The sequence below is a fragment of the Pseudomonas sp. R2-7-07 genome (genome assembly GCF_003852355.1).
Lineage (GTDB): Bacteria > Pseudomonadota > Gammaproteobacteria > Pseudomonadales > Pseudomonadaceae > Aquipseudomonas.
Genome location: NZ_CP027759.1, coordinates 5,643,963 through 5,670,258, shown reverse-complemented (window position 1 = coordinate 5,670,258; position 26,296 = coordinate 5,643,963). Strand labels below are relative to the sequence as shown.

Annotated in this window: 19 protein-coding genes; 11 read left to right on the top strand and 8 right to left on the bottom strand. The window is 64.3% G+C overall.

Annotated features, from left to right (window positions below; genetic code table 11):
• Positions 1-40: 40 nt before the first annotated feature.
• From tssH to tssA, 8 genes are all read right to left on the bottom strand, one after another.
• Complete coding sequence (tssH, locus tag C4J86_RS26195) at positions 41-2,695, bottom strand: type VI secretion system ATPase TssH (protein WP_124372301.1); 2,655 nt, start codon at positions 2,693-2,695, stop codon at positions 41-43.
• Entirely contained in the window at positions 2,688-3,731 is a 1,044-nt protein-coding gene (gene tssG / locus C4J86_RS26190) for a type VI secretion system baseplate subunit TssG (protein WP_124372300.1), read from the bottom strand. Before tssG ends, tssH begins: the two co-directional genes overlap by 8 nt.
• On the bottom strand, positions 3,695-5,554 hold the full coding sequence (gene tssF / locus C4J86_RS26185) for a type VI secretion system baseplate subunit TssF (RefSeq protein WP_124372299.1): 1,860 nt from the start codon (positions 5,552-5,554) through the stop codon (positions 3,695-3,697). The genes tssG and tssF overlap by 37 nt, the downstream gene beginning before the upstream one ends.
• The gene (tssE, locus tag C4J86_RS26180) at positions 5,551-6,066 is read right to left on the bottom strand and encodes a type VI secretion system baseplate subunit TssE (protein ID WP_042945974.1); all 516 of its coding nucleotides are present in this window, start codon (positions 6,064-6,066) and stop codon (positions 5,551-5,553) included. Before tssE ends, tssF begins: the two co-directional genes overlap by 4 nt.
• Positions 6,067-6,144: 78 nt before the next feature.
• The gene (locus C4J86_RS26175; protein WP_005792512.1) at positions 6,145-6,633 is read right to left on the bottom strand and encodes a type VI secretion system tube protein Hcp; all 489 of its coding nucleotides are present in this window, start codon (positions 6,631-6,633) and stop codon (positions 6,145-6,147) included.
• 148 nt (positions 6,634-6,781) lie between these two features.
• The gene (gene tssC, locus C4J86_RS26170) at positions 6,782-8,278 is read right to left on the bottom strand and encodes a type VI secretion system contractile sheath large subunit (protein ID WP_065953261.1); all 1,497 of its coding nucleotides are present in this window, start codon (positions 8,276-8,278) and stop codon (positions 6,782-6,784) included.
• A gap of 2 nt (positions 8,279-8,280) precedes the next feature.
• Positions 8,281-8,787, bottom strand: a complete 507-nt coding sequence (tssB, locus tag C4J86_RS26165; protein ID WP_003195557.1) for a type VI secretion system contractile sheath small subunit — start codon at positions 8,785-8,787, stop codon at positions 8,281-8,283.
• Between the two features lie 54 nt (positions 8,788-8,841).
• Entirely contained in the window at positions 8,842-9,861 is a 1,020-nt protein-coding gene (tssA, locus tag C4J86_RS26160) for a type VI secretion system protein TssA (protein WP_124372298.1), read from the bottom strand.
• 389 nt (positions 9,862-10,250) lie between these two features.
• Here tssA and tagH point away from each other — a divergent pair, with 389 nt between their 5' ends.
• The 11 genes from tagH to C4J86_RS26105 are packed head-to-tail and all read left to right on the top strand — an operon-like array spanning position 10,251 to position 26,229.
• The gene (tagH, locus tag C4J86_RS26155; RefSeq protein WP_124372297.1) at positions 10,251-11,579 is read left to right on the top strand and encodes a type VI secretion system-associated FHA domain protein TagH; all 1,329 of its coding nucleotides are present in this window, start codon (positions 10,251-10,253) and stop codon (positions 11,577-11,579) included.
• 56 nt (positions 11,580-11,635) lie between these two features.
• Positions 11,636-12,145: a type VI secretion system lipoprotein TssJ gene (tssJ, locus tag C4J86_RS26150; RefSeq protein ID WP_124364999.1), complete on the top strand. Its 510-nt coding sequence runs from the start codon at positions 11,636-11,638 to the stop codon at positions 12,143-12,145.
• Between the two features lie 18 nt (positions 12,146-12,163).
• Positions 12,164-13,498 carry a type VI secretion system baseplate subunit TssK gene (gene tssK / locus C4J86_RS26145; RefSeq protein ID WP_124368840.1) on the top strand — a complete coding sequence of 445 codons (1,335 nt, stop codon included), beginning with the start codon at positions 12,164-12,166 and terminating at the stop codon, positions 13,496-13,498.
• Between the two features lie 6 nt (positions 13,499-13,504).
• The gene (locus C4J86_RS26140; RefSeq protein WP_124364997.1) at positions 13,505-14,794 is read left to right on the top strand and encodes a DotU family type VI secretion system protein; all 1,290 of its coding nucleotides are present in this window, start codon (positions 13,505-13,507) and stop codon (positions 14,792-14,794) included.
• Entirely contained in the window at positions 14,791-18,291 is a 3,501-nt protein-coding gene (gene tssM, locus C4J86_RS26135) for a type VI secretion system membrane subunit TssM (protein ID WP_124372296.1), read from the top strand. Before C4J86_RS26140 ends, tssM begins: the two co-directional genes overlap by 4 nt.
• Positions 18,288-18,941 carry a type VI secretion system-associated protein TagF gene (gene tagF, locus C4J86_RS26130; RefSeq protein ID WP_124372295.1) on the top strand — a complete coding sequence of 218 codons (654 nt, stop codon included), beginning with the start codon at positions 18,288-18,290 and terminating at the stop codon, positions 18,939-18,941. Before tssM ends, tagF begins: the two co-directional genes overlap by 4 nt.
• On the top strand, positions 18,942-19,661 hold the full coding sequence (locus tag C4J86_RS26125; RefSeq protein ID WP_124364994.1) for a PP2C family serine/threonine-protein phosphatase: 720 nt from the start codon (positions 18,942-18,944) through the stop codon (positions 19,659-19,661). It begins immediately after the preceding gene.
• Positions 19,658-22,636 carry a serine/threonine-protein kinase gene (locus C4J86_RS26120; RefSeq protein ID WP_124372294.1) on the top strand — a complete coding sequence of 993 codons (2,979 nt, stop codon included), beginning with the start codon at positions 19,658-19,660 and terminating at the stop codon, positions 22,634-22,636. Before C4J86_RS26125 ends, C4J86_RS26120 begins: the two co-directional genes overlap by 4 nt.
• The gene (locus tag C4J86_RS26115; protein WP_124372293.1) at positions 22,636-23,340 is read left to right on the top strand and encodes an ABC transporter ATP-binding protein; all 705 of its coding nucleotides are present in this window, start codon (positions 22,636-22,638) and stop codon (positions 23,338-23,340) included. Before C4J86_RS26120 ends, C4J86_RS26115 begins: the two co-directional genes overlap by 1 nt.
• Positions 23,340-24,524 (top strand): ABC transporter permease, encoded by a 1,185-nt coding sequence (locus C4J86_RS26110; protein WP_124372292.1) that lies wholly within the window; start codon positions 23,340-23,342, stop codon positions 24,522-24,524. The genes C4J86_RS26115 and C4J86_RS26110 overlap by 1 nt, the downstream gene beginning before the upstream one ends.
• Positions 24,517-26,229, top strand: a complete 1,713-nt coding sequence (locus C4J86_RS26105) for an SUMF1/EgtB/PvdO family nonheme iron enzyme (protein WP_124372291.1) — start codon at positions 24,517-24,519, stop codon at positions 26,227-26,229. Before C4J86_RS26110 ends, C4J86_RS26105 begins: the two co-directional genes overlap by 8 nt.
• Positions 26,230-26,296: the final 67 nt, after the last annotated feature.

Below are 26,296 nucleotides of genomic sequence, written 5' to 3'. Positions count from 1 at the left end.
GGCAAGCCCCCTCCCACAGTTTTAATCGCATTCCGTCAGGTTAATCGCTGAAGTCGTAGTGCAATTCATTATCCTGGTTGCTGATGCGCACCCCCGCCAGCGCCTTGCCTTCGAGCATGCGCGTGAGGAATTCACGGCTCATGTCCGGCAGCAGGCTGTTGGTCAGGATGGTGTCGATCATGCGCCCGCCGCTTTCGGTTTCGGTGCAGCGTGAGACGATCAGGTCGACCACCGCCTCGTCGTAGTCGAAGGCGACCTTGTGGGTATTCTCCACGCGCTTCTTGATGCGGTTCAGTTGCAGGCGAGTGATCGCCTTGAGCATCTCGTCGCTCAGCGGGTAATAGGGAATGGTTACCAGGCGGCCGAGCAGCGCGGGTGGGAAAATCTCCAGCAGCGGCTGGCGCAGGGCCTTGGCGATTTCCTCGGGCTCGGGGATGTTCGCCGGGTCTTTGCAGACGCGGGAAATCAGCTCGGTGCCGGCGTTGGTGGTCAGCAGGATCAAGGTGTTCTTGAAGTCGATCACGCGGCCTTCGCCGTCTTCCATCACGCCCTTGTCGAATACCTGGAAGAAGATTTCATGCACATCCGGGTGGGCTTTTTCCACCTCGTCCAGCAGCACCACGCTGTAGGGTTTGCGCCGCACCGCTTCAGTCAGCACGCCGCCTTCGCCATAGCCGATATAGCCCGGTGGCGCACCTTTGAGGGTGGAAACCGTGTGGGCTTCCTGGAACTCGCTCATGTTGATGGTGATCACGTTCTGCTCGCCGCCATACATGGCTTCGGCCAGGGCCAGGGCGGTTTCGGTCTTGCCCACACCCGAGGTGCCGGCCAGCATGAACACGCCAATCGGCTTGCTCGGGTTGTCGAGGCCGGCGCGGGAGGTCTGGATGCGCTTGGCGATCATCTGCAGGGCGTGGTCCTGGCCGATGATGCGTTTCTTCAGGTGCTGGTCGAGGTTGAGTACGGTTTCCAGTTCGTTGCGCGCCATGCGGCCCACCGGAATACCGGTCCAGTCGGCGACCACCGAGGCGACGGCCTGGTAATCCACGGTGGGCAGGATCAACGGGGTTTCGCCTTGCAGGGCGCTGAGGCGCTGTTGCAGGTCCACCAGTTGGGCGCGCAATTCATCGTTGCCGCTGTCGACGTCGCCGACTTTTTCGCGCAGCGTCGCGCGGGTGGCGAGCAGCTCATCCACCAAGGCTTTCTCGTCGGCCCAACGGTCTTCCAGGCTGGCCAGGCGCTCACGCTCGGCCGTCAGCAGCGCTTCGCTGTTGGTTTGACGCGCGCCAATCGCAATGCCGATTGCATGTTCCCGGGCGATGATTTGCAGTTCGGTTTCCAGCGCTTCGATACGGCGGCGGCTGTCGTCCACTTCGGCAGGCACCGCGTGCAGGCTGATGGCGACGCGGGCGCAGGCAGTGTCCAGCAGGCTCACGGATTTGTCCGGCAACTGGCGCGCGGGGATGTAGCGGTGGGACAGCTTCACCGAGGCTTCCAAGGCTTCATCGAGAATCTGCACTTGATGGTGTTTCTCCATGGTCGAGGCCACGCCGCGCATCATCAGCAGCGCTTTGTCTTCCGACGGCTCGGCAACTTGCACCACCTGGAAGCGGCGGGTCAGGGCCGGGTCTTTTTCGATGTGCTTCTTGTACTCGGCCCAGGTCGTGGCGGCCACGGTACGCAGGGTGCCACGGGCCAACGCAGGCTTGAGCAGGTTGGCCGCATCGCCCGTACCGGCAGCGCCACCGGCACCGACCAGGGTGTGGGCTTCGTCAATAAACAGGATGATCGGCTTGGCCGAGGCCTGCACGTCTTCGATGACCTGGCGCAGGCGCTGTTCGAACTCGCCTTTCATGCTCGCGCCGGCTTGCAGCAAGCCCACGTCGAGGCTGCGCAGTTCCACGTCCTTGAGCGCCGGCGGTACATCGCCGGCGACGATGCGCAGGGCGAAACCTTCGACCACGGCCGTCTTGCCCACCCCGGCTTCACCGGTGAGGATCGGGTTGTTCTGGCGCCGCCGCATGAGGATATCCACCAGTTGGCGAATCTCTTCATCGCGCCCCACGATCGGGTCGAGCTTGCCGCTGCGCGCCTGTTCGGTCAGGTCGACGGTGAAGCGCTTGAGCGCTTCCTGCTTGCCCATCGCGCTGGGGGCCATGGCGCCGCTGGCTTCGCCGGGAACACCGGCATTGAAACCATCGCTGGCGCCAAGGGCATTCTCAGGCGAGTCGCCGACGTATTCATCAAACCGCTCGCTCAAGGCCTCGGGCTTGATCTTGTCGAATTCGGCCGACAAGCCCAGCAGCGCATGGCGCAGGCTCGGGGTTTTCAGGATGCCCAGCACCAGGTAACCGGTGCGCACCTGGCTTTCGCCGAACATCAGGCTGCCATACACCCAACCGCGCTCCACCGCTTCTTCCACATGGGACGACAGGTCAGTGATCGAGGTCGAGCCGCGCGGCAGGCGGTCCAGGGCTTCGGTGAGGTCGCGGGCCAGGCGCGCCGGCTCCACGTTGAACTGGCGGATGATGCGGTGCAGGTCCGAGTCCTGCAGCTGCAGCAACTGGTGAAACCAGTGGGCCAGCTCCACATACGGGTTGCCCCGCAGTTTGCAGAACACGGTGGCGGCTTCGATGGCCTTGTAGGCCACGCTGTTGAGTTTGCCGAACAGTGCGGCGCGACTGATTTCACCCATGCTCTGGATTCCTTGAGGTGGTGGCGTGATCGGCGTAATGCCGGGCCAGGATTAGGTCGTTGGCGTCATGCGCAGGTTGGCCGAGCCAGGTGTTGAAGCCCAGGCGGAACTGGCCGTTGAGTTGCAGCGCCGGGACTTCGGGTTGTTGCAGAACCAGGTTCAAGTCCCAGTCCAGTTCATGGCCCAGGTACTCGGCGACCCACGCCACCAGCTCGTTGAACGGCTGATGGCCGGGCAGCATGCCCATGTAATCGTCGAGTTTCAGCGGCCCGAGGCGAATGCGGAATTTGTGCTGGCGGTCCCACACATGGCTGCCCAGGCAGAAATCCACGCCGAGCCGGTTGGCGCTGACGCCGACGCGGCTGCGTTCGGGCAATTCCAGCCATTGGCCGACGTATTCTTCGATTTCCACCGGCAAGCCGAAGTACTCGCTGAGGATGGCCTTCAAGCCATCCGGGTAACGGGTCTGCGCCGACAGGTGGCCGCTGTAATGCAGCTTCGCCGTGTCGGGGATCAAGCCCTGGTTGAGCAAGCTCGGCATGCCGCGGCCACTCAAGGCGGCGAGGCGTGCGGACCAGTAGTCATCGTCCGGGCGGTCATGGCTGACCGTCGGGCGTGCCTCGGCCCAGGTCCGGTAGAACAGGGTCAGCAGGCGATGGTGGAACACATCCAGGAACTGTTTGCTGGTGCTGTCGGCATTGTTGCGCTGGCGCTCGCGCACGTACTCGGTGATATGCAGCGGCAACGGGCCGTTGGGGCCGCCGAGGCCGAAGAAGAACTGCTCCAGCCGCGCCGGCTTGCCGTCACCGCCGGGGCCGACCGAGGCCAGCGTAGCCGGGGCGAAGGTGCAATCGGCCTGTTGCCCCAGGCGCAGCGGGTCATCCGCCAGGCGCAGGGAATGGCCCAGGCGCGGCAGGTCCGGCGATTCGCACTCGATACGCCGCAGTGCCTGGAAGAAGTCATATTCCCAGGGCTCCTGGTGCATCGCGTCCAGGGTACTCACAGGGTCGGACGACGTCCGGGCTTGGCTTTCCATCGCATGATCTCGCCGCGTTCGGTGGTACGGATCACCGTCTCGGTAAAACTGTTGATCGACACGTAGCGTGCCAGGAAGCGTTCCAGCACCGCACCGAGCAGGAACACACCGGTGCCGCGAAACGCGTTTTCATCGAATTCCAGGGTGATCTCCAACCCGCGGCCAAACACAATCGGGCCCGGCATCGGCAGGCGTCGGGTCACCGCCTTGCTGCTGACTTCGCGCAAGCCTTCGATCTGCAATTGCAGGGCGGCGTCGTTGCTGTCGCCGTACAGGCGCAACAGCTCACGCAAGGCGCCGGCGCCCTGGCCCTGTTCGCTTAAGGAAAGGTAGTTGAGCGACAACTGGCTGATCAGGCGCCAGGCCTTGGCATCGTGGGCATGGCTGGGGCGCGGGCGGCTGGGACCGGCGACGCACCGCACCGAGAGCACCGGGGCGCTGTCGGCCAGGGTGAAGTCGGTCTTGCCGTTGCCCACGCTCATGAACAGCGGCAGGTCGCGGTTGGTGCACAGTGCGGTCACACCCAACTGGCGCAGATCATGGCGGTACGGTGCTTGCCGGCTGTCCACCAGGCTGACGAAGGTTTCGCTGCCCACGTAGGTAGAGCGCGGGCCGTTGCGGCGCTGGTCGCTGGACAGCACACGCGGTTCGCGGCGCACCGTGTAATAGGCCTGGTCGCGGCCGTAGCGGGAGGGATCGCGCACCGCGTAAAACGGCAAAAATGGCTGCTCCGGCCCGGTGCCATGGCCGGTGATGCCGCTCAACGAATGAATCTCGAAATCCATCGGCCGCGTGCGGTCGGCGATCACATGGTGTTCGTTGACCCGGTCGGACAGGTGGATGCGGTCTACGCGTTTGGGGAACAGGTTGATCGCCGGCGTGCAGAACGGCAGGAACTGCGCCGCGCCAACACTGCCTTCCAGGCTCGGCTCGTGGCGGTCGAACAGCACGATCAGTTCCAGCTCCTGGCCGTCGCAGCGTTTGACCGCACGGCTCAGTTCGGCGAATTCAACGAACAGGAAGCGGTGGGGCAGGGCGAAGTATTCCTGCAACAACCGATAGCCCTGGAACGCACGCGCCACCACCGGCATGGCCGCGTCGGCGTCGTCAAAGCCCCGTGAGCGCAAGGCGTCCTGAGACAAGCGCTCAACCCAATCACCGCCGGGCTTGCGCGCGAACACCGCGCAGGCGTTGCCCAGCAATTGTTCATAGAGGCGGAACGGTTGCTCATCGGCGCCGCTGAGGTACAGCGGCAGGTTATCCAGGTCGAGGCTGTTGAATGGCAACTCGGCGCCGGTGCGCAGGGTCAGGCGCAAGCCGGCCTTGGCTTTCGGTTCGGCGGCGGCCAGGCGGCCGAGCACGGCGGCAGGGTTGCCGAAGTATTCGGCATTGCTCACCTGCAACGGCCACAGCGTCACCGGGTGCGCAGTGCGGTACTCGCAGCAGGTCTGGGTTTCACGGCCCAGGGCGGCGCGCAGTACCGTGTCGCGGGGCAGGGGGAAGCCGCTGGCGAGGGAGCCTTCGTCGGGGTCGGTCTGCAGTTGCACCACGGTCATCGACGGGGTGGGCGCCAGGTAATGCGGGTAGGCGATTTCCAGCAGGTTGTGGGTGAAGGTCGGGTACTCGGCGTCGAGCTTGAGCTGCACGCGGGCCGTGAGGTAGGCAAAGCCTTCGAGCAGGCGTTCGACGTACGGGTCGGCGCAGTCCATGCCGGACAGGGTCAGCCGACTGGCGATCTTCGGGTATTCCTTGGCGAACTCGGCGGCGCTTTCGCGCACATGGTGCAGTTCCTGGTTATACAGCTCCAGCAGGCGCGGGTTCATGGGCGCCTCCGTTGGTCGGCGTTCACTACACGCACATGGCCGGACTCCAGGTCCAGGTCGGTTTGCAGCAGCAGGCGCAACGGCACCGGCTGGGCCCACAGGTCGCCTTCGATCTCGAAACTCAAGGCGTTGTGGTTCATTTCACCCTGGCCGACGCGGGCTTTGACGCGCAGCGTGTGGCGCAGGATGCGCGGCTCGAACGTCGCGATGGCTTGGTAGATCAGCGCTTCCAGGGCCTTGATGTCTACGCTGGAAACGCTGTTGCCCGCCAGCGCCGGCAGGCCGTAATTGACCACCGAGGTGCCGGCCGGGGTGTGCAGCGTGGCATCGGCATCGAGCAACGACGTGGTGTTGAGCAGCCACGCCAGGTCGCGCAATACCGAGGCTTTCAATTGGGTCAGGGACAGCACGCGTTTGTCGGCGCTTTCCTTTGGATTGGTTGGGTCGTCGTCGGTCAGCCGGTCCAGCAGGGACGGTTGCAGACGGTCGCGGGAAGCGATTTCAGTTACCACCAAAGCAGCTCCACGGACGGGTTGCGAGAGGAACATAAGGTTTGCGACCGTGGCGTGAAACCACGGTCACAAGGGCTATCAGCGCTTGGTGTTGGAACGGATGTTCCAGCCAAACTTGATCGCGCCGCCGTCTTTGGTGCCGTCGGCTTTCTGCGGTTGGTAGTCGACCATCACTTGGGCGAAGTTCAGGGTGACGTTCTCGGTCAGGCGGTCATCGGTGCCCGAACCGCCGGTGCTCAGCGAGGTCACCAGGACTTCTTCCAGGTTGATCACCATGTACTCGACCTGGCTTTCGCCACCGGCCTTGCGCACGGTCAGCTTGACCTTGTCGATGTGCTTGCCGCTGGCGCAGTGCATCATCAGGTTCGGCGACGCCTTGTCGACGTATTTGGTCAGCGACAGGTCCTGGATATTCACCTTGCCCGCGCCGCCGCCACCGCCCACATGCATGTTGCCGGACTGGGCCATGCCCCAGCTCCAGTTCAGCACGTCGATCTCGTCCTTGTGGGCCTTGTCCATGGACTCGCCCTTGATGTCGCCGATCTTGATGAAAATATCAACAGCCATGTTTTCTCCCTGTGTGGCCCTGGCCACTTGATTTGGTGATCGTTCCCACGCTCTGCGTGGTAACGCATCCTGTGACGCTCTGCGTTACTGGGACGCAGAGCGTCCCCGGGCGGCATTCCCACGCGGAGCGTGGGAACGAGCGAGTTACTTAAGCGCTCTTGGCCGAAGGCAGCTTCGATACCAGACGCAACGACACCGTCAGCCCTTCGAGCTGGTAGTGCGGGCGCAGGTAGAACTTGGAGTTGTAGTACCCCGGGTTGCCTTCCACTTCTTCCACGATCACTTCGGCGGCTGCCAAGGGATGCTGGGCCTTGGTGGTTTCGGTGGAGTGCGCCGGGTCACCGTCGACATAGTTGAGGATCCAGTCCTGCAACCAGCGCTGCATTTCGTCCTTCTCTTTGAAGGAGCCGACCTTGTCGCGCACGATGCACTTCAAGTAGTGCGCGAAACGGCAGGTGGCGAACAGGTACGGCAGGCGCGCGGCCAGGTTGGCGTTGGCGGTAGCGTCCGGGTCATCGTACTCGGCCGGTTTCTGCAACGACTGGGCGCCGATGAACGCAGCGAAGTCGGTGTTTTTCTTGTGCAGCAGCGGCATGAAACCGTTCTTCGCCAGTTCCGCTTCACGGCGGTCGCTGATGGCGATTTCGGTCGGGCACTTCATGTCCACGCCACCGTCGTCGGTCGGGAAGGTGTGGGCCGGCAGGTTTTCCACTTCACCGCCGGACTCGATGCCACGGATGCGCGAGCACCAGCCGTAGTGCTTGAACGAACGGTTGATGTTCACCGCCATCGCGTACGCGGCGTTGGCCCAGGTGTACTTGGAGCTGTCGGCGCCGTCGGTGTTTTCTTCGAAGGCGAAGGCTTCCACCGGGTCGGTCTTGGCGCCGTACGGCAGGCGCGCCAGGAAGCGCGGCATGGTCAGGCCGATGTAGCGCGAATCTTCCGATTCACGCAGCGAGCGCCAGCCGGCGTATTCCGGGGTGGTGAAGATCTTGGTCAGGTCGCGCGGGTTCGACAGTTCCTGCCAGGAGCCCATGCCCATCACGGTCGGCGAAGCCGCAGCGATGAACGGCGAGTGCATGGCGGCGCAGACTTTCGACAGCTCGCCCAGCAGTTCCACGTCCGGGGGCGACTGGTCGAAGTAGTAGTCGCCTACCAGGCAGCCGTAAGGTTCGCCGCCGAACTGGCCGTACTCTTCTTCGTACATCTTCTTGAAGATCGGGCTCTGGTCCCACGCCGTGCCTTTGAATTTCTTCAAGGTCTTGTGCAAGTCCGGCTTGGAGATGTTGAGCACGCGAATCTTCAGCTGCTCATCGCTCTCGGTGTTGTTGACCAGGTAGTGCAGGCCACGCCAGGCGCTTTCCAGCTGCTGGAAATCCTGATGGTGGATGATCTGGTTGACCTGGGCGGTGAGCTTGGCGTCGATGGCGGCGATGATCGATTCGATCGACTTGATCGCATCGTTGGACACCAGGTCGGTTTGCGCCAAAGCCTGTTCGGCCAAGGTGCGCACGGCGGTTTCCACGGCTTCGCGGGCGCGCTCGGTCTTGGGCTTGAATTCTTGCATCAACAGCGAGGCGAACTCGCTGGTTTCTTCGGTGGCGCCCAGGTTGGACGCGCCTTCGCGAACGGTATTGTCAGTCATGCTTACTGCTCCCCTGCAGGCTTGGGCGCACTGGCAAGTGCCTGGAGCAGTGCCGGGTCCTTGATCGCCTTCATGATGATTTCTTCGGCGCCGGTCTTGCCGTCCATGTAGGTCAGCAGGTTGGCCAGTTGGGTGCGGGCTTCGAGCAGCTGGTTCAAGGAATCGACCTTGCGCGCCACGGCGGCCGGGCTGAAGTCGTCCATGCTTTCGAAAGTGATGTCCAGGCTCAGGTTGCCTTCGCCGGTCAGCTCATTGGGTACGTGGAACGCCACGCGTGGCTGCATGGCCTTGAGGCGGGAGTCGAAGTTGTCGACGTCCACTTCAAGGAACTTGCGATCGGCCACGGGTGCCAGCGGCTCGGCAGGCTTGCCGGCGAGGTCGGCCATCACGCCCATGACGAAGGGCAGCTGGACCTTTTTCTCGGCGCCGTAGAGCTCGACGTCGTACTCGATCTGCACTCGAGGCGCGCGGTTGCGCGCGATGAATTTCTGAGAACTTTGCTTCGCCACGTTGCTGCTCCTGGTCGCTTGAGCGACGGTGTTGTTACTGCACGGTCCGGCGGCTTACTCGCTGTCCGGGCCGCGCAGGTTTTCAAATTGGGACATGCCGTCGGGAATCAGATTGCGCACGATGGCCGCGAAATCGGCGTGCACCAGATTCTTCGCACGGTTCAACAGCACCGGCAGCGGGCTCGAAGGCTCGTGCCGGGTGTAATACGCAAGGATTTTGTCGAGGCTGCGAAGCACCTCATCGCGGCTGGCGATATCGCCGGCAGGGCGGGGTGCTGCGGGGGCGGCGGCGTAGTCCACCGAGGGGGCGTTGTCTTCACTGACGGCCTCGGGTTCGCTGCTGCTGTCGGTGCCTGGCACCGCTTGGTTGAGCAGTTGCAAGGCCTGCTTGAGCGGCTGTTTCAACGCGCTGAGGTCCACGCCCCGGGCGGAACCGACCTGCTCGTTGACCTGTTGTTCGATGGCTTCGCAGGCGGCACGCGCCGCGCTCAAGGCGTCGCGGGTGGCCTGCAGTTGCTCCGGGTCGCTGTCGAGGAACGCAGCGTTGAGTTGCTGGGCGCCCAGTTGTTCATCGGGAAAACTCAGCAGGCCGCTGGCGTTCAACGCGGCGCGCAGGCTCACCGGGCCGAAGGTGCGCGAACGCGTGAGGATGCTCTCGCGCAGCAGACGAATCGTGGTGTCGCCGGTCAAGCCGGACAGCGCGTTGATGCGCACGGTGGGGTCGTTATCGTCATCGGCATCCAGGCGCGGGTGCAGGTCGGCCCAGTATTGGCGCAATAACGCATCGATCAGGGTCAGGACGTCGGCCAGCCCGACCACGCCTTGCAGGGCGAGCGAGCTTTGCAGCAGGAAATGGGTGATGCGCAGGTCTTTGCTGCGCTGCAGCAAGTCGAGGCTCTGCTGCTGGATGCTGCGCCATTCGGGTGGCTCAGCGGGCAGGATCGAATCGCCCATGCTGCGCTCGGGCTGGCCCTTGGCATCACGTTCCAATTGCAGAAATTGCGCGTCATATTCCATGTCTTCGCCACAGGGCGAGGACGCGGAAACGGCGGTGAGCAACAATGGCACATCCACTGAGTTCGATCTCCCTATCAGCCCGTTAGATGCCGGGCAATGCATGCATTAGTTGCGCGGTGAACTTTGCATGTTCTTGGTGATACCATCAGAGTGCCACTATCGTGCCATCATTGATGTTCAAGAAGTTGTGCATTTTTGGTGTAGTACTTATGCCTTGTCAAGGTAAGCTATTCGCCCTCTGTGACAGATGTGCGGTGCTTAACAACCTGCGCGACTGGTGGGTCGAACGGTGCGCCCGCAGAGGATTTTTGTCATGCAAGCCAGATAAGATCAGCGATCATGCTGGCAATTGCAGATTTAGACGGTCGTCCCCACGACCTGGCGGAGTATCCAGGCAAGCGTAGCCCTTGGATCGACCGCGCGCGATGTATCAGCAAGGAGGCAAGATGTCGCTGTGTTTGACTATCACTAGTTATCACAAGATTACCCCTGGGCAGTGCTCCGAAAAGTCCATGAACCAGGGCTCGATGGCGATCGGCCGCAGTTCGGAAAACGACTGGGTACTGCCCGACCCCGAGCGCCTCGTCTCCTCCCAACATTGCGTTATTCAATACAAAGACGGCCGTTATTACCTGACTGATAACAGCACCAACGGCGTGGAGTTGGTTAACGCCGGTATCCGTTTGCGCCGGGGTAACAGCGAGCCGCTGCAGGATGGCGAGCTGATCCGGATCGGCGATTACGAAATTCAGGCGCGTATTGATTTCAACGTGCAGGCCGTCGACAGCCAGCCGTTTGCCGGTGAGTCGCCGAACAGCTTTGAAGCGCTGATGGGCGCGGTGGCGAGCCCATCAGCGCCGACGCCAATGATCGCGCCGCAGTTCCATGGCGCCTCGTCGATGGAAACCCTGCCGGACCTGTTCGACTTCCTCAGCCCTGCTGCCGTGCCACCGCCCACCGTGGCGGACCATGTGCCGTCCGAACAACACGACTTCCGTGCGCCGGAGCCGGTCGCCGTGCCGGTTGTCGACACACCGGTGGTACAAGGTTCGGTGATTCCCGAAGACTGGGACCCGTTTGGCGACGCGCCCGCGCCGCTCATCAATGCTGCGCCAGCTCCCGCGCCGATTCCCCCGCCGCCGCCCGTGGTTGAGCCTGTTGCGCGCCCCGTCGGCGACGCCCAGCCACAGCCCGACCTGCTGCAAGCATTCCTGCGCGGTGCCGGCCTCGATCAGCTGCGCCTGGACCAGGCCGCTGCCTGCGCCCAGATGGAAAACATCGGCCGCAGTTACCGGCTGATGGTCGAAGGCCTGATCGACGTATTGCGTGCCCGCGCCAGCCTCAAGGGCGAATTCCGCATGCAGCAAACCATGATCCGCCCCGCCGAAAACAACCCGTTGAAATTCGCCCCGAATGCCGACGAAGCGTTACTGCTGCTGCTTCGTCACGGCAACCAGGCGTTTATGGCGCCTGATGTCGCGGTACGTGACAGTTTCGACGACCTGCGCACCCACCAATTGGCGGTAATGGCCGGCGTGGAAGCCGCGCTCAAGCATCTGCTGCTGCGCTTTGAACCGGCGCAGTTGGAAGAGCGCATGGGCAAGCCCGCTGGCCTCTCGAGTATTTTCAACGGTTCGCGCCAGGCCCAGTACTGGCAGCAATTCACCGAGCTTTACAACACTATTTCCCGCGAGGCCCAGGAAGATTTCCAGGACCTGTTCGGCCGCGAATTCAGCCGGGCCTACGAAGAACACAGCGCACGACAGCGACGCTGAACCGCGTCGCACTGATGGATAAAACGGATAGCTAAACACGTCATTGAGGACGCAGGATGATTCCCAGGTTTTTACTCGTAGCCGCCACCGCGCTGCTGCTGGCGGCGTGTGCCAAGGACGCGGCCAAACCCGAAGCCGCTGCCGAGGCTGAAGCGGACACGGCTGCCGTCGAATTGCATTTTCACGCGATTGCCGGGCTCAACCCCGGCGCCAATGGCCAGGCCGCCCCTGTACGGGTGCGTATTTTCGAGCTGAAAAACGCCGCTACCTTCGCCCGCTCCGATTACTTCGCCCTGGCTGATCGTGCGCAATCCACCCTTGGCCTGGACCTGCTCGACCAGGACGAAGTGGTGATCCAGCCCGGCCAACAGCTGAGCATCCAGCGCGATCTCGACCCGGCCACGCGCCAGATCGGCCTGCTGGTGGGTTATCGCGAGCTGGACCGCGCGCAATGGCGCACCGTTATCAACGTGCCGCCACGCCAATACACCGAATATCAGATCAGCCTTGATGTGCGTGCCGTGCGCGCAGACGTCGTGGCTACCCCCGCCAGCCCAGCCCACTAACAAGCAATCGGAGCCCCCATGTCCTGGAACAATCGCGTGGTCTGGTCGGAAGGCATGTTCATCGGAACGCAGCACTTCCAGCAGCATGACCGTTACCTGGAAAACCTGATCGACGCCCGCAGTCGTCCGCTGTCCGCTGGCGCCTGGGGCTTTTCCGAGTTGCTGATCGACCAGGGCCTGCTCGCCCAGGGCAAGCTGGCCATTGTGTCGGCGCGTGGCCTGTTGCCTGACGGCACGCCATTCAATATTCCCCAGGACGACCTGGCGCCGAGCCCGCTGAATATCGACGATAACCTGCGCGACGGCCTGGTGTACCTGGCCCTGCCGCTCAAACGCGCCGGCGCGCGTGACACCGTGGATGCCGGCGAGGCCCTCGAAGCTGCGCGCTACGTGAGCCAGGTGCGTGAAGTGCGCGACGACAACGCACCCTTCGAAAACCGCGCGCCGGTGGCCGTGGGCTCGCGGGCGTTGCGTTTGCTGACCGCCCAGGACGGCATCAGCGACTACGCCGCCATTGGCCTGGTGCGCATCAAGGAAAAGCGCGCCGACCGCGCACTGGTGCTCGATGACAGCTACATTCCGCCGGTGCTGGACGTGGCCGCGAGCAAACCGCTGAGCGCATTTCGCAGTGAGCTGCTCGGCCTGTTGCACCAACGTGGCGAAGCCCTGGCCGGTCGTGTGGTGGCCTCGGGTGCCGGTGGCGCTTCGGAAATCGCCGACTTCATGCTGCTGCAACTGGTCAACCGCGCCCAGCCGCTGATCCAGCACTTCAGCCAGTTGAGCCCGCTGCACCCGGAACGCCTCTTCAGCGAGCTGGTCAGCCTTGCCGGTGAGTTTTCGACGTTTTCCACCTCCGGCCGGCGCCCCCAGGAATACCCGCACTACCAGCACGACGACCTGGCCCTAAGCTTCGCCCCGGTGATGGCGGCCCTGCGCGAAGCGTTGTCGATGCTGATCGACAGCAAGGCCACGCCGATCCCGATCGTGGAGAAGGCCTACGGCATCCATGTGGCGATGCTGGCCGACAAGACCCTGCTCGACAACGCCAGCTTCATCCTCGTGGTGCGTGCCGACGTGCCCGGCGAAACCCTGCGTGCGCGCTTTGGCCAGCAGAGCAAGGTCGGCTCGGTGGAGCACATCCGCGACCTGGTCAACCTGCAGTTGCCGGGCATTGGCCTGCTGCCGTTGCCGGTGGCGCCACGCCAGTTGCCGTATCACGCGGGCAGCACCTATTACGAGCTGGACCGGGGCAGCGAGCACTGGCAGCAGTTGAGCAATTCCGGCGGTTTCGCCTTCCACATCGCCGGGCAGTTCCCGGGCTTGAACCTGGCCTTCTGGGCGATCCGAGGATAAACCGCGATGCATCCCAATGATGATGACCGCACTCAGTTCATGCCGCGCCCAGGCGGCCGTGCGCCGGAACCTGCGCGTGCGGAGCCGGCGCCCTTGTCGATGCCGGCCGCACCGATGCTCACCGGCAAAAGCCAGGGCCTGAACCCGCTGGAAAGCGCCGCCGGCCCGCTGCTGGCCTTGCTGACGCGGTTGCGCAACACCATCGCGCACCCGGCGCCAGCCAGCCTGCGCGCGCAGTTGTTGGCCTATCTGCGCCAATTCGAAGAGCGCGCCGAAGCCGCCGGTGTGGCGCGTAACGAAGTGCTGCTGGCCCGTTACGCGCTGTGCACCGCCCTCGATGAAGCCGTGTTGAGCACGCCCTGGGGCAGCACCAGCGATTGGGGCAAACAGAGCTTGCTGATCACCGTACACAACGAAGCCTGGGGCGGCGAAAAGGTCTTCCAATTACTGGACCACTGCCTGCAAAGCCCACGGGAACGCCTGTACCTGCTGGAGCTGTTGTACCTGTGCATGTGCCTGGGGTTCGAAGGCCGCTACCGCGTGATGACCGACGGGCGCAGCCAGTTGGAAGCCTTGCGCGAGCGCACCGCCGCCGCGATTCGCACTGCGCGGGGCGAGCACGAGCGTGAGCTGTCGCCGCACTGGCGCGGCGTGACCGTGGCCCGCGATCGCCTGGCGCAATTCATGCCGCCGTGGATTGCCGTGGCGATCGGCCTGGCGCTGCTGCTGGCGTTGCTGTTTGGCCTGCGCATGCTGCTGGCGTCGCAGGCTGAACCGGTGTTCAAGAATATCCATGCCCTGGGCGAGATCCCGGTGCAGGCCATCGACCGTCCGGTGGCGCAGCCAAAAGTGATCGAACGACCGCGTCTGGCCGGGTTCCTGGCCGAAGACATCAAGGCCGGCCGCGTGGCCGTGGAAGACAAGGTTGATCGCTCGGTGGTGACAATTCGTGGCGATGAACTGTTTGCATCCGCCAGTTCCAGCATCGTCGATGACTACCAGCCGCTGATGCTGCGTATCGCCGACGCGGTCCGCAAGGTCAAGGGCCAGGTACGGGTGACCGGTCACAGCGACAATCGTCCGATTGCCACGCTGCGCTTCCCGTCGAACTGGGCGCTGTCCGAAGCGCGGGCCAAGTCGGTACTGGAAATCCTTGCGGCCAAGACCGGCCAGGCCGAGCGCTTCAGCGCCGAAGGCCGCAGCGACACCGAGCCGTTGGCGACCAACAGTACGGCCGAAGGCCGTGCCCGCAATCGTCGGGTTGAAATCACCGTATTGGCGGAGGGCGTCGAGTGAAGGCGTTGTTCAGTTTCATGATTCGCTGGGTGATCCCCGTGCTGGGTTTGATCGCCCTGGGCTTGATCATCTGGTTCGTCGGGCCGTTGCTCGATGTGTTGGTGCCGGAAGGGCGCCGCTGGGCGCTGATCATCCTGGTGTTTGCGCTGTGGATCGCCTATCGCGTGCTGCGCATCATCCAGGCGCGCCGTCAGGCCGCCGAAGTGATGCGCAGCCTGGCCGCAGAAACCCCGGCCGACCCCAACAGCGTCGCCACCGCCGAAGAGCTCAGCACCCTGCGCCAGCGCATGGACGAGGCCTTGGCGCTGCTCAAGAAGGCCAAGCTGGGTGGCGACGAACGCCGCAATCTCTATGAGCTGCCGTGGTACGTGATCATCGGCCCACCGGGTTCGGGCAAGACCACCGCGCTGGTCAATTCCGGGCTGCACTTCCCGTTGGCTGCGCAGTTGGGCGCCGGTGCGGTGCGCGGCGTCGGCGGCACGCGCAACTGCGACTGGTGGTTTACCGACCAGGCCGTTTTGCTCGACACCGCCGGGCGCTACACCACTCAGGACAGCAACTCCACGGTGGATAAGGCCGCCTGGCTGGGCTTTCTCGACCTGTTGAAAAAGCAGCGTTCACGCCGCCCCATCGACGGCGCGTTCATTGCCATCAGCCTCTCGGATCTGCTGCTCGGCACCGACGCCGAACGCGCCGCCCACGCGGCCGCGATTCGCTTGCGTATCCAGGAGCTGTACACCCAGCTGGGGGTGCGCTTCCCGATCTACCTGATGCTGACCAAGCTCGACCTGGTGCCGGGCTTCATGGAGTTCTTCGACAACCTGAGCAAGGAAGACCGCGCCCAGGTGTGGGGCATGACCTTTGCTCTGGACGACGGCAAACACAGCGACAGCCCGCTGGCCCATCTGCAGAGCGAATTCGTCGGCCTGGAGCAACGCCTCAACGAGCGCCTGGTGGAACGCCTGCAACAAGAGCGCGACCCGGCGCGCCGCGACCTGATCTATGGCTTCCCGCAACAATTCGGTGCGCTGAAAGACTGCCTGCAAAGCTTCCTCGAAGGGGTGTTCAAACCCAACGCCTTCGAAGAGCGCGTGCTGTTACGCGGCGTGTACTTCACCAGCGGCACCCAGGAAGGCAGCCCGATTGACCGCCTGATCGGCGCCATGGCCCAGAGCATGAACCTGGACCGTCAGCACCTGGCGCGCCAGAGCGGCACCGGGCGCAGTTACTTCATCGAAAAACTGTTCACCGCCGTGGCCTTCGCCGAGCGTGGACTGGTGGGGGTGAACCCGAAAGTCGAGCGCCGCCGCAAATGGATCGCCCGGGGTGTGCTGGCCGCCACTGTGGCCACCGTGGTGGTGGTCAGCGGCCTGTGGTGGGTGAGTTATCGCGCCAACCAGGCGTATATCGCCCAGGTCGATCAGAAGGTCGCGCCCCTGGGCCAGGCCGTGCAGAACCTCAGCCCGGCGCAGCGTGAAGTCTTGGCCGTGCTGCCGCTGCTCAACGCGGTGAAGAACCTGGCAGGCGATTCGCCGAGCTGGTCCGAAGGGCTGGGGCTGTACCAGGGCGACATGCTCGAAGCCGAGTCCGCGAGCGTCTATCGCAAGTTGCTGATCGCGGTGTTCGCGCCGCGCCTGGTCACGCGCATCGAAGAACAATTGCACGGCGGCGGCAACTCGGACTTTCTCTACGAAGGCCTCAAGGCCTACCTGATGCTGGCCGACAGCGAGCACTACGACCCAGACTTTATCAAGGCCTGGATCGCCCTCGACTGGGACCGCAACCTGCCACGTGACCTGCCTGCCGATCAGCGCCAGGCGTTGACCGGGCATTTGCAGGCACTGTTTGACCGCCACCCACCGAATGCGCGCCTTGACCCACGCCTGATCGATGACCTGCGCCGTCAACTGCGACAACTGCCGGTGGCCCAGCGCGTCTACGACCGGGTCAAGCGCCAGAAACTGCCCGACGGCATCCCGGACTTTCGCCTCAACGAAGCGGCCGGTCGCGATGCCGCGCTGGTGTTCAGCCGCAAGAGCGGCAAGCCATTGGGCGAACCGCTGAGCGGGTTTTTCACCGCCAAGGGCTATCGCCAGGGGTTTTTGCTGAGCAGCCTGAACCAGACCGGTACCCTGGCTGAAGAACAATGGGTGCTCGGCCAGGCACAGGCCGATCAACAGAACGTGGTGAGCCTGGCCGCCGATGTGCGCCGCTTGTACTTCCAGGATTACCAGCGCCAATGGGATGCGTTGCTGGCGGACATCGACTTTGTGCCGATCACCAGCGTGGCCCAGGCGGCCGATGTGCTGCGCGTGATCTCGGGGCCGACCTCGCCGCTGAAAAAGCTGCTGGTGGCGGTGGCCAGGGAGACCGACCTGCAAGCCGAAGAGCGCCAATTGGCCGCCAAGGGCGTGCCGGTGGAGGGCGGTGTCGACAAGCTCAAGGAGCGCCTGGGCAGCCTGCTCGGCCAGGAGCAAGCGAGTGCCAATGCGCCTGCGGCTGCGGATGATCCGGTCACCGCGCACTTTGCCGAACTCAACAGCATCGTCAGCAAAAACGAGGGCGAGCCGGCGGCGATCGACGGCCTGCTGTCGGACATGAACGCGCTGTATGTGCAGGTCAGCGCCATGGTTGGTGCCAGCGGCGATGCCTTGCTGGGCGAGGCAAAGAACCAGGCGGCAGCGGCGGCCACGCGGGTCAGCCTGAACGCCGAGCGCCAGCCTGCGCTGGTGCAGGGCATGGTCAAGTCGGTGGTCAATTCCACCACCAACAGCATGATGGGCGGCGTGCGCAACCAGCTGAACGCGGCCTGGGTCAGCGAAGTGGTCAACGTGTATCGCCAGTCCCTGGCCGGGCGCTACCCGATGTCGCCAGGCAGTGCGCGGGACGCGACCCTGGATGACTTCGGCCAGTTCTTCGGCGTCGGCGGGGTGATGGATAACTACTTTCGCAAATACCTGCAGCCCTATGTCGACACCTCGGCCCAGACCTGGCGCTGGCAGCCGGGCGCGGCGCAGAAGCTCGGCATCGCGCCGGGCGTGCTGCAAACCTTCCAGCGCGCGGCGACGATCCGTGACGCGTTCTTCAGATCGGGGGGCACCCAGCCCATCGTGCGCTTCGAACTCAAGCCGGTGTCGATGGACCCGACCATCACCCAGTTCCTGCTTGATCTCGACGGCCAGCAACTGAGCTACGACCACGGCCCGAGCCGGCCGGTGGCGATGCAATGGCCCAACCCCGGCAGCAGTGGTGTGGTGCGTATCTCGATCATGCCTCCATCGGCCAGCGGGCGCTCCGGCGTGACCCTCGACGGCCCCTGGGCCTGGTTCCGCCTGCTGGAACAATCGGACCTGACCGCCGGCAACTCGCCGGACCGCTTCAACCTGCGCCTGCGGGTCGACGGCGCGAGCATCGCCTACGAGCTGCGCGCCAATAGCGCCTTCAACCCGTTCAAGAGCCGTGTGCTCAGCGGCTTCAGCCTGCCGGAGCGGCTATGACCACGCTGGGTTTCTACGGCAAGTTGGCCAGCCGCGGTGATTTCGTCAGCCGCGCCTTGCCCCAGAGTTTTATCGGCCCATGGGACAGCTGGCTGGCGGCGGGTTTGCTCGCCAGCCAGAACAGCCTGGGCGCTGAGTGGCTCAACGCTTATCTGGTCAGCCCGCTGTGGCGCTTCGTACTCGCGCCAGGCGTGTGCGGGCCGGACGCGGCGGCGGGTGTGGTGATGCCGAGTATCGATCGGGTCGGGCGTTATTTTCCGCTGGCGGTGGTGGCGGTGCTTGATCACGACACCAACCCCGCTGCGCTGGTGGGCGGGCCGGATGCCTGGTTCGAACAGACCGAAGAGCTGCTGCTCAGCACTCTGGACGCGGGCGCGACGTTCGAAGGGTTCAACGATGGCCTCGACCGCCTGGGCGTGCCGGCCACCGAGCCGCGTGCGCTCGACAGCCGTTTCGCCGGCCTGCAACGCGTGGCCGCCAGCGTGCCCCACGGGCGCATGACGGCGCTCGCCGAACAGGCCTGCGAAGGGGCCAGCCTCTGGTGGGGACGGGGTTCGCAGCGTATTTCCCCCGGTTTATTACGGTGTCAGGGCTTGCCTGCCGCCCGCGATTTTGCGCAGTTTTTGCTCGGACAAGAAGGTGTGGTGTAGATGGGGGCGACGTATCAATCGGCGAGCAAAAGCCATGTGGGCATGGTGCGCCAGGTCAACGAAGACGCGTGCCTGGACCTGCCGCAAAACCGTTTGTGGGTGGTGGCCGATGGCATGGGCGGCCACGCGGCGGGGGATTATGTCAGCAGCCTGATTGTCGACAGTCTGCGCAATGTGCCGGTGGGGCGCTCCCTTGAAGAATACGCGGCGGCCTTGCGCAACGACCTGATCCGCATCAATGCGGCGGTCCGTGAAGAAACCGCCAACCGTGGTGTGACCATGATGGGCAGCACCGTCGTGGTGCTGGCGGCGCGCGGCTTGCGCGGGGTGTGCCTGTGGGCCGGTGACAGCCGCCTGTACCGCCTGCGCGACGGCGAGTTGGAAAGCATCTCCCGCGACCACAGCTACGTGCAGGACCTGCAAGACAGCGGCCTGCTCAGCGAAGCCGATGCCCGTGTGCACCCGCGCGCCAATATCGTGACCCGTGCGGTGGGCGTGGAAGCGCAACTGGACGTGGCGGCGGTCGATCTGCTGATCGCCCCCGGCGACAGCTTCCTGCTGTGCAGCGACGGCCTCACCAAGACCGTCGAGGACCACGAAATCCGTGAAGTCCTCGGCCACGACGCGCCGGATGAAATCGTGCGCAGCCTGGTGCACCTGGGGCTTAATCGCGGTGCACCGGACAACATCACCACCATCGTCGTGAAGGTGTCGCCATGAACATCGTCATCCCCGGCTATGACATCGAGGGCGAGATCGGCGAAGGCGCCATGGCCAACGTGTACCTGGCGACCCAGCGTTCGCTGGAGCGCAAGGTGGCGTTGAAGGTAATGGCGGCGGCGCTGGCGGCTGACCCGAGCTTCTGCGAGCGCTTCCTGCGCGAAGGCAAGACCCTGGCGCGCTTGTCGCACCCGCACACGGTGACCATCCATGACATCGGTAATGTCGATGAGCTGTACTACATGGCCATGGAATACCTGCCCAACGGCACGCTCAAGGAGCGCATCGCCGCCGGGCTGACCCCGGAGCAGGGCGTGACGCTGATCCGCCAGATCGCCTCGGCGCTGGGTTATGCCCATGCCCAGGGCCTGGTGCACCGCGACGTGAAGCCGGCGAACATTCTGTTCCGCGCCGATGGCACGGCGGTGTTGTCGGACTTCGGCATCGCCAAGTCCCTGGACGACCGCACCCAATTCACCCAGGCCGGCTTTGCCGTGGGCACGCCCAGCTACATGAGCCCGGAACAGGCGCGCGGCCAGGAGATCGACGGTCGCGCCGACCTGTATGCGCTGGGCGTGGTGCTCTACGAGATTCTGGTCGGCGAGCTGCCTTACCGTGGAACCGATGCGCTTTCCACGGCCCTCGCACACCTGACTGAGCCGTTGCCGGAATTGCCGGTGCACCACGGCCGTTACCAGGAGGTGCTGCGCAAGTTGTTGGCCAAGGACCCGGCGGAGCGTTTCGCGGATGCCGATGCATTACTGCGGGCCCTGGACAACCTGCCGGCGGAGTCGCCGGAGGCCACCTTGGTGCGGCCGCTGCCGATTCCACTGAGTTTTGACCTGGCGGGCATTACGCCTGTCACCGTCGACATACCCACCGACAAACCACAGCCGCAGCCGATAGTGCGCCAACCGGTCGTGACGCCAACGCAGCACAATGCCCCGTCCGAACAGCGCCGTGGGCCGGTGTTGGCATTGGCCGCCGTGGCGGTTGCGGTGGCACTGGCCATTGGTGGTGCCAGCTATTGGTGGTTGAGCAGTAGCGATGAGCCTGCCCAACCACCAGCTGCCGTAGTTCCCAAGGTGACGCCGCCCGCAGCCGTCGCTGAAGTGGACGGTGGTCAACGGCCGTTGCTGATGGCGGGCAAGAAAACCCTGTTCCAGCGCGTGCTCAGCAAGCCCGGCGCCAAACTGTCTGCCGATGCGGGCAGTGCACCGGGCAAAGTCTTGCCGGCGTTTTCCGTGCTTTATGTGTACCAGCGCAAAGAGGTCGACGGCAGCCCCTGGGTGCGCGTCGGCGCGGCCACCGACGGTCGCAGTGAGGGTTGGTTGCCGGCCTCGCAGGTCAGTGACTGGAAGCAAAGCCTGGTGCTCAAATTCACCGAGCGCTCAGGCCGGGCGCCGGTGATGTTCCTGCGCCAGTCCGCTGAGGTGGAAAAACTGCTGGCCGATCCGGCTGCGGCGAAAGCTGTGTTAGCCAAGGCGCAGAACAACCGCGAAGACAATCAGCAAGTGCTGGCCCTGGAGCCCACCGCCAGCGCGGTACCGCAGAACCAGTTCTACCTGTTGCCGATCTTCGATGCCAAAGAGAGCTTCGACGAAAACGGCCAGCCGGTGCAGCTGCTCAATGTCGCCTCCATCGACCCTGGCAGCAGCGCGGTCGCCAAGCCGGCGACGCCTGTGACCAGTGCCAATGCCGACGCCTTCCGCACGGCGGTGGTGCTGGTGGTCGATACCACCGTGTCGATGCAGCCGTATATCGATCAAGTGCGCGACGTAGTACACGAGCTGCAAACCCGTATTGCCGAGCGCGGCGAGCTGGACAGCGTCAGCTTCGGGCTGGTGGGCTTTCGCAACAGCATCAAGAAAACCCCCGGCCTGGAATACGTGGCCAAGACCCTGATCACCCTCGACCAGGGCCGCGATCCGCAACGCTTCCTCGACATGGCCCGGCAGGTCAAGGCCTCTACGGTGTCCAGCCATTCGTTCAACGAAGACGCGTTTGCCGGGGTGATGCAGGCGGTGGACGGCATGGATTGGTCCGGCTACGGCGGGCGCATCATCCTGCTGGTCTCCGATGCCGGTGCGTTGCGCAAGAACGACCCGTTCGCCGCCACCCAGATGAACGAAGCCGAAGTGCGCCAGGCGGCGTTGGGCAAGCAGATCAAAATCTACGCGCTGCATCTGCGCACCGACGCCGGCAAGAAAACCCATGCCGGCGCCGAAAGCCAGTACCGCATCCTGACCGCCGACGCCAACCCACGAATCGGCGACCTGTACACGCCGGTGCCCGGTGGTGACGTGCACAAGCTCGGTGAGCGCGTCGACGAGATTGGCACGGTGTTCGCCAACCTCGTGCATCAGGTGCGCAGCAACACGCCGCAGCCGGTGCCGCTGCTCAGTGCCACGCCGAGCCTGGCGGATAAATCCGCCGCGGTCGGTTATGCGATGCACATGGATTTCCTTGGTCGCAAAACCGCGAGCCAGGCGCCCCAGCTGGTCAGCGCCTGGACTGCCGACCGCGACCTGACCAACCCGGCGCTGCCGGCGTTCCAGGTGTGCGTGATGCTGACCAAGCTGCAATTGAACGACCTGCAGCAGTCGCTGAAACTGATCGTCGATGCGGCGCGCAAAACACAAAGCTCACCCAAGGACTTCTTCCAGGAAATCGCCAGCGCCTCGGCCTATATGAGCCGCGACCCGCAAGCCCTGCGCAAGGGCGGCAACCTGGCCGACGGCGGCCTGCTGGGCGAATACCTGGAAGGCCTGCCGTATCGCAGCAAGTCGCTGAACATGACCCAGGACCTGTGGTTGTCGTTGAGCGTGGCCGAGCAGGAAGACTTTATCGACGAGCTGGATTCGAAAATCCGCCTCTACGAGACCTTCCACAATGACCTGGCCAACTGGGTGCGTTTCGGCGATGCCGAACCGGGCGATGCGTTGTACCGCGTGCCGTTGTCGACGTTGCCGTGATGCTGAGCCTGAACGCGGTGCACAAGAGCCGGGGCGTCGGTAGCCAGCGCTATAGCCTGGTGATTCCGGCGCTGCAGCTGCGCGCAGGTGAACAACTGGCGATTGTCGGGCCCAGCGGCTGCGGCAAGAGCACCTTGCTGGATATGTTGGCGCTGGTGTTGGCGCCGGATCGGATCGGCCAGTTTGAGTTCAACCAGTTCGACATCGGCGGGCTTTGGCGCGCAGACAGTCAAACCGCCTTGGCCCAGTTGCGCAGCCGGCATTTGGGCTATGTGCTGCAGACCGGCGGGCTGCTGGGGTTTCTCGATGTGCGCGGCAATATCGCCTTGTCCCGCCAGTTGCTGGGGTTAAAGGACGACGGCAGCGTGGCGCGCCTGGCCGAGCAGCTGGAAATCAGTGACCAGTTGGACAAGCGTCCGGCCGCGTTGTCGGTGGGCCAGCGCCAGCGCGTGAGCTGTGCCCGCGCCTTGGCCCATACGCCGCAATTGGTGCTGGCCGATGAGCCGACCGCATCCCTCGACCCGCTCAATGCCGAGCGCGTGATGCAGGCGCTGCTGGCCCAGGCCCGTGGACACCGCGCCGCCTGTGTGATTGCCACCCATGATGAACCCTTGGCCCGCGCCAGTGGTTTGCAAGTGCGCCGCATCGGCTGCCGTCGCGATGCGGACGGCGGCGTCACGGCGACGCTTGGGGAGGCGTGCTGATGCGCATCGGCCTGGTCTCGTCGCTCGCCTGGCAGGACTACCGCAACGATGCGTGGCTGTCGGCCTGTTCGGTGCTGGCGCTGGTGGCGGTCATCGCGCCATTGCTGGTGTTATTTGGCCTGAAGTTTGGACTGGTTAGCAGTTTGACCCAACGCTTGGAGACCGACCCCGCCACCCGTGAAATTATTCCGTTGGGCGGCGGTCGATTCAGCAGCGCCCTTGTCGAGCAGCTTGCCCAGCGTAGTGATGTGGCGTTTGCCATCCCGCGTACGCGGCAGATTGCGGCGACCGCGCAGGTGGGCGCAGTGGTATTGGAGATGCTGCCGACCGCTGCGGGCGACCCGTTGTTGGCTGGCTTGCCGATGCCGAAGGGCCTGGACCAGATCGTGCTCAGCCATACCGCCGCCGAAAAGCTCGCGGCGCGGCCCGGCGACTGGCTGGAGCCCCGCTTTACACGGCAACTGGCGGGGCGCGTCGAGGCGCAGCGCACGCGGGTGCAGGTGCTGGCGGTATTGCCGTTGGAAGCCTTCGCCCGTGACGGGTTGTTTGCTGACCTGGCGTTGCTGGAGGCGGTGGAAGATTACCGCGATGGCCGCGCTGTGCCGGCGTTGCAATGGGAAGGTGAGGCGGCGGGTGTGGGCGAGCAGCGGGTGTACCCGGCGTTTCGCTTGTATGCGCGCACGCTCAGCGATGTGGAACGGCTGCGGCTGTATTTCGCCGGGCAGAACGTGCTGGTATCGACCCAGGCGCAAACCATCGCCCAGGTGCAGTCGTTGAGTCGCAATCTGTCGCTCGTATTCTGGATCATCTGCGGGTTGGCGTTGGCCGGTGCGTTTGCGGCGACCTTCGCCGGGGCGTTGGCGGCGGTGGCGCGTAAGCGTCGGGAGTTGTCGGTGTTGCGCCTGCTGGGCTTTTCCACCGGTGCGCTGTTGCTGTTCGTCGTGATGCAGGCGCTGTACAGCGCAAGTTTTGCCGCCGTACTCAGTGCCGGGCTGTATAGCCTGGCCGAGGCGGGTTTGAATCGATTATTTGTGCAGGTGCCGGGCGAATACGCCAGCCATCTGTTGGCGCGTCACTACGGCTTGGCCCTGGCGGCTGTGCTCGGCGTCAGCGCCGTGGCGGCGGCATGTGGCGGTTGGCGAGTGGCGCGTATCCAGGCTTCTGAAGGAATCAGAGATGTTTAAGTTACTGGGCGCCTGTGTGGCGCTGAGCCTGGCCTCGCTGGCCTGGGCCGATGAGGCAAGCGACAAGCTCGACAACCCCAAGCCGTTGCCGGACGACGTGAGCCTGCCGCTGCCATGCGACGGCAATATGGTGTTCCGCTACGCCTATGTGCTGGCCCAGGGCACCCTCGACGACCGTGAGGTGAGCCTCGGCTATCCCTTTGCCGAAGGCGAGGCAGGCTACCAGCAATCGTTTATCTCCGGTTACCGGCGCGACTTCATCAACGGTCAGTTCACCCTCAAGGATCTGCCCAAGGACTGGAACACCGTCATCGCGCCGCTGATGCCGAAGACCGACGCCAAGACCCCGCTCAAGCCCATGCTGTACTTCATCGGCAAGTACGAAGTGACCGCCCGCCAGTACGCCCAAGTGATGTCCCAGGCGCAGTCGCTGGCCAGCGGCGAGCCGGCGCCGGCCTGTGATGCGCCTGAGGGTATGGCCGGGCGCTTGCCCAAAGTGAAACTGTCGCGCTTTGAAGCCGAGCGCTTCTCGGCGGTGTACAGCGCCTGGCTGATGAAATACCACCGCGAGTTGCTGCCGGTGAGTGGGCGCGGGGCCTCGGCCGAAGACGGCGGCCTGGGCTTTGTGCGCTTGCCCACCGAAGTGGAATGGGAATTCGCCGCGCGCGGTGGCCAGGCAGTGAGTCGCCAGGACCTGGAAGGCCGTCTGTTTCCGCGCCGCGTCGAGGGCAGTGAAAACGACGGGCCACTGAGCGATTACGCGGTGTTCAACCAGGTCGCCGGCGGCACCGGCCAGGCGGCACGGCTGATGCCTATCGGCACCAAGCTGCCCAACCCGATCGGGATGTTCGATGTGATCGGCAACGCTGCGGAAATGGTCCAGGAATCCTTCCAACTGGTGCACGCCGGGCGCCGCCAGGGCACCTATGGCGGCTTCGTGGTCAAGGGCGGCAATTACCTGGAGGGCGAAGGCACCTTGTTCACCGGCATGCGCCGTGAGTACCCGCTGTTTGCCGCCGATGGCACCGAGCAAAGCAACGAGACCACCGGGTTTCGCGTGGCGATTGGCGCGCTGTCGGCGCCGCGCTCGCGCTACAAGGAGCTGTTTGCGCAGTGGCAGAAAGAAGGCCGCCTGGCGTCGTTGACCGACGCCATCGACGACGCCCAGGACCCGACCAAGCGCCTGGACAGCATCATCGCCGCCAGCGTCGACCCCAAGCTGCAAGCCGAACTGGGGCTGGTCAACGAAGAGCTCAAGCGCAACGTTTCGCTGATCGCCCAGCAGCGCGAGGAAGCGGCAGGCAACCTGATCCAGTCCGCTGCGTTGGTGGCCGAGACCATCAGCAACTACAACATCCGCCTGGCCAACCTGCAGAAGAGTCGCCAGCAGGCCGTGGATAACAAAGACCAGGCCAGCGCGCAGCTGTTCGACATGGCCATCGCCAATGGGCGCAGCGCGCTGGACGGCGCCGTGGCGATCTACATCGACAACCTGGCTACCGGCACGCGCTATACCGATGCGGTGATCCAGGCCCAGTTTCAACGAATCAAGGAAGAGTTGGACCGCAAGCCGGTGCTCGGCAAGAGCCTGGTGACGCGCGCGACACTGTTCGTTCGCCATGTCGGCAACTACCGCAAGCAACAGCGGGCCGACCCGGCGACGATCTTGAAGGAATTGCTCGCAGCGAGCGGTCAGCGGTCTTGATCGTTGGCTGTCTAGCGAGCTTGGAAGGGACTCAGGCGGCGGTGGGCCGTGCTGGGCAAGTCAAACT

Bases quoted from the DNA above. Each gene is read 5' to 3' on its own strand.
- C4J86_RS26120 (WP_124372294.1), top strand. From the start codon at position 19,658: ATGAACATCGTCATCCCCGGCTATGACATCGAGGGCGAGATCGGCGAA.
- C4J86_RS26110 (WP_124372292.1), top strand. From the start codon at position 23,340: ATGCGCATCGGCCTGGTCTCGTCGCTCGCCTGGCAGGACTACCGCAAC.
- C4J86_RS26115 (WP_124372293.1), top strand. From the start codon at position 22,636: ATGCTGAGCCTGAACGCGGTGCACAAGAGCCGGGGCGTCGGTAGCCAG.
- tagH (WP_124372297.1), top strand. From the start codon at position 10,251: ATGTCGCTGTGTTTGACTATCACTAGTTATCACAAGATTACCCCTGGG.
- tagF (WP_124372295.1), top strand. From the start codon at position 18,288: ATGACCACGCTGGGTTTCTACGGCAAGTTGGCCAGCCGCGGTGATTTC.
- tssH (WP_124372301.1), bottom strand. From the start codon at position 2,695: ATGGGTGAAATCAGTCGCGCCGCACTGTTCGGCAAACTCAACAGCGTG.
- tssC (WP_065953261.1), bottom strand. From the start codon at position 8,278: ATGACTGACAATACCGTTCGCGAAGGCGCGTCCAACCTGGGCGCCACC.
- C4J86_RS26125 (WP_124364994.1), top strand. From the start codon at position 18,942: ATGGGGGCGACGTATCAATCGGCGAGCAAAAGCCATGTGGGCATGGTG.
- C4J86_RS26175 (WP_005792512.1), bottom strand. From the start codon at position 6,633: ATGGCTGTTGATATTTTCATCAAGATCGGCGACATCAAGGGCGAGTCC.
- C4J86_RS26105 (WP_124372291.1), top strand. From the start codon at position 24,517: ATGTTTAAGTTACTGGGCGCCTGTGTGGCGCTGAGCCTGGCCTCGCTG.
- C4J86_RS26140 (WP_124364997.1), top strand. From the start codon at position 13,505: ATGCATCCCAATGATGATGACCGCACTCAGTTCATGCCGCGCCCAGGC.
- tssF (WP_124372299.1), bottom strand. From the start codon at position 5,554: ATGAACCCGCGCCTGCTGGAGCTGTATAACCAGGAACTGCACCATGTG.
- tssG (WP_124372300.1), bottom strand. From the start codon at position 3,731: ATGGAAAGCCAAGCCCGGACGTCGTCCGACCCTGTGAGTACCCTGGAC.
- tssJ (WP_124364999.1), top strand. From the start codon at position 11,636: ATGATTCCCAGGTTTTTACTCGTAGCCGCCACCGCGCTGCTGCTGGCG.
- tssK (WP_124368840.1), top strand. From the start codon at position 12,164: ATGTCCTGGAACAATCGCGTGGTCTGGTCGGAAGGCATGTTCATCGGA.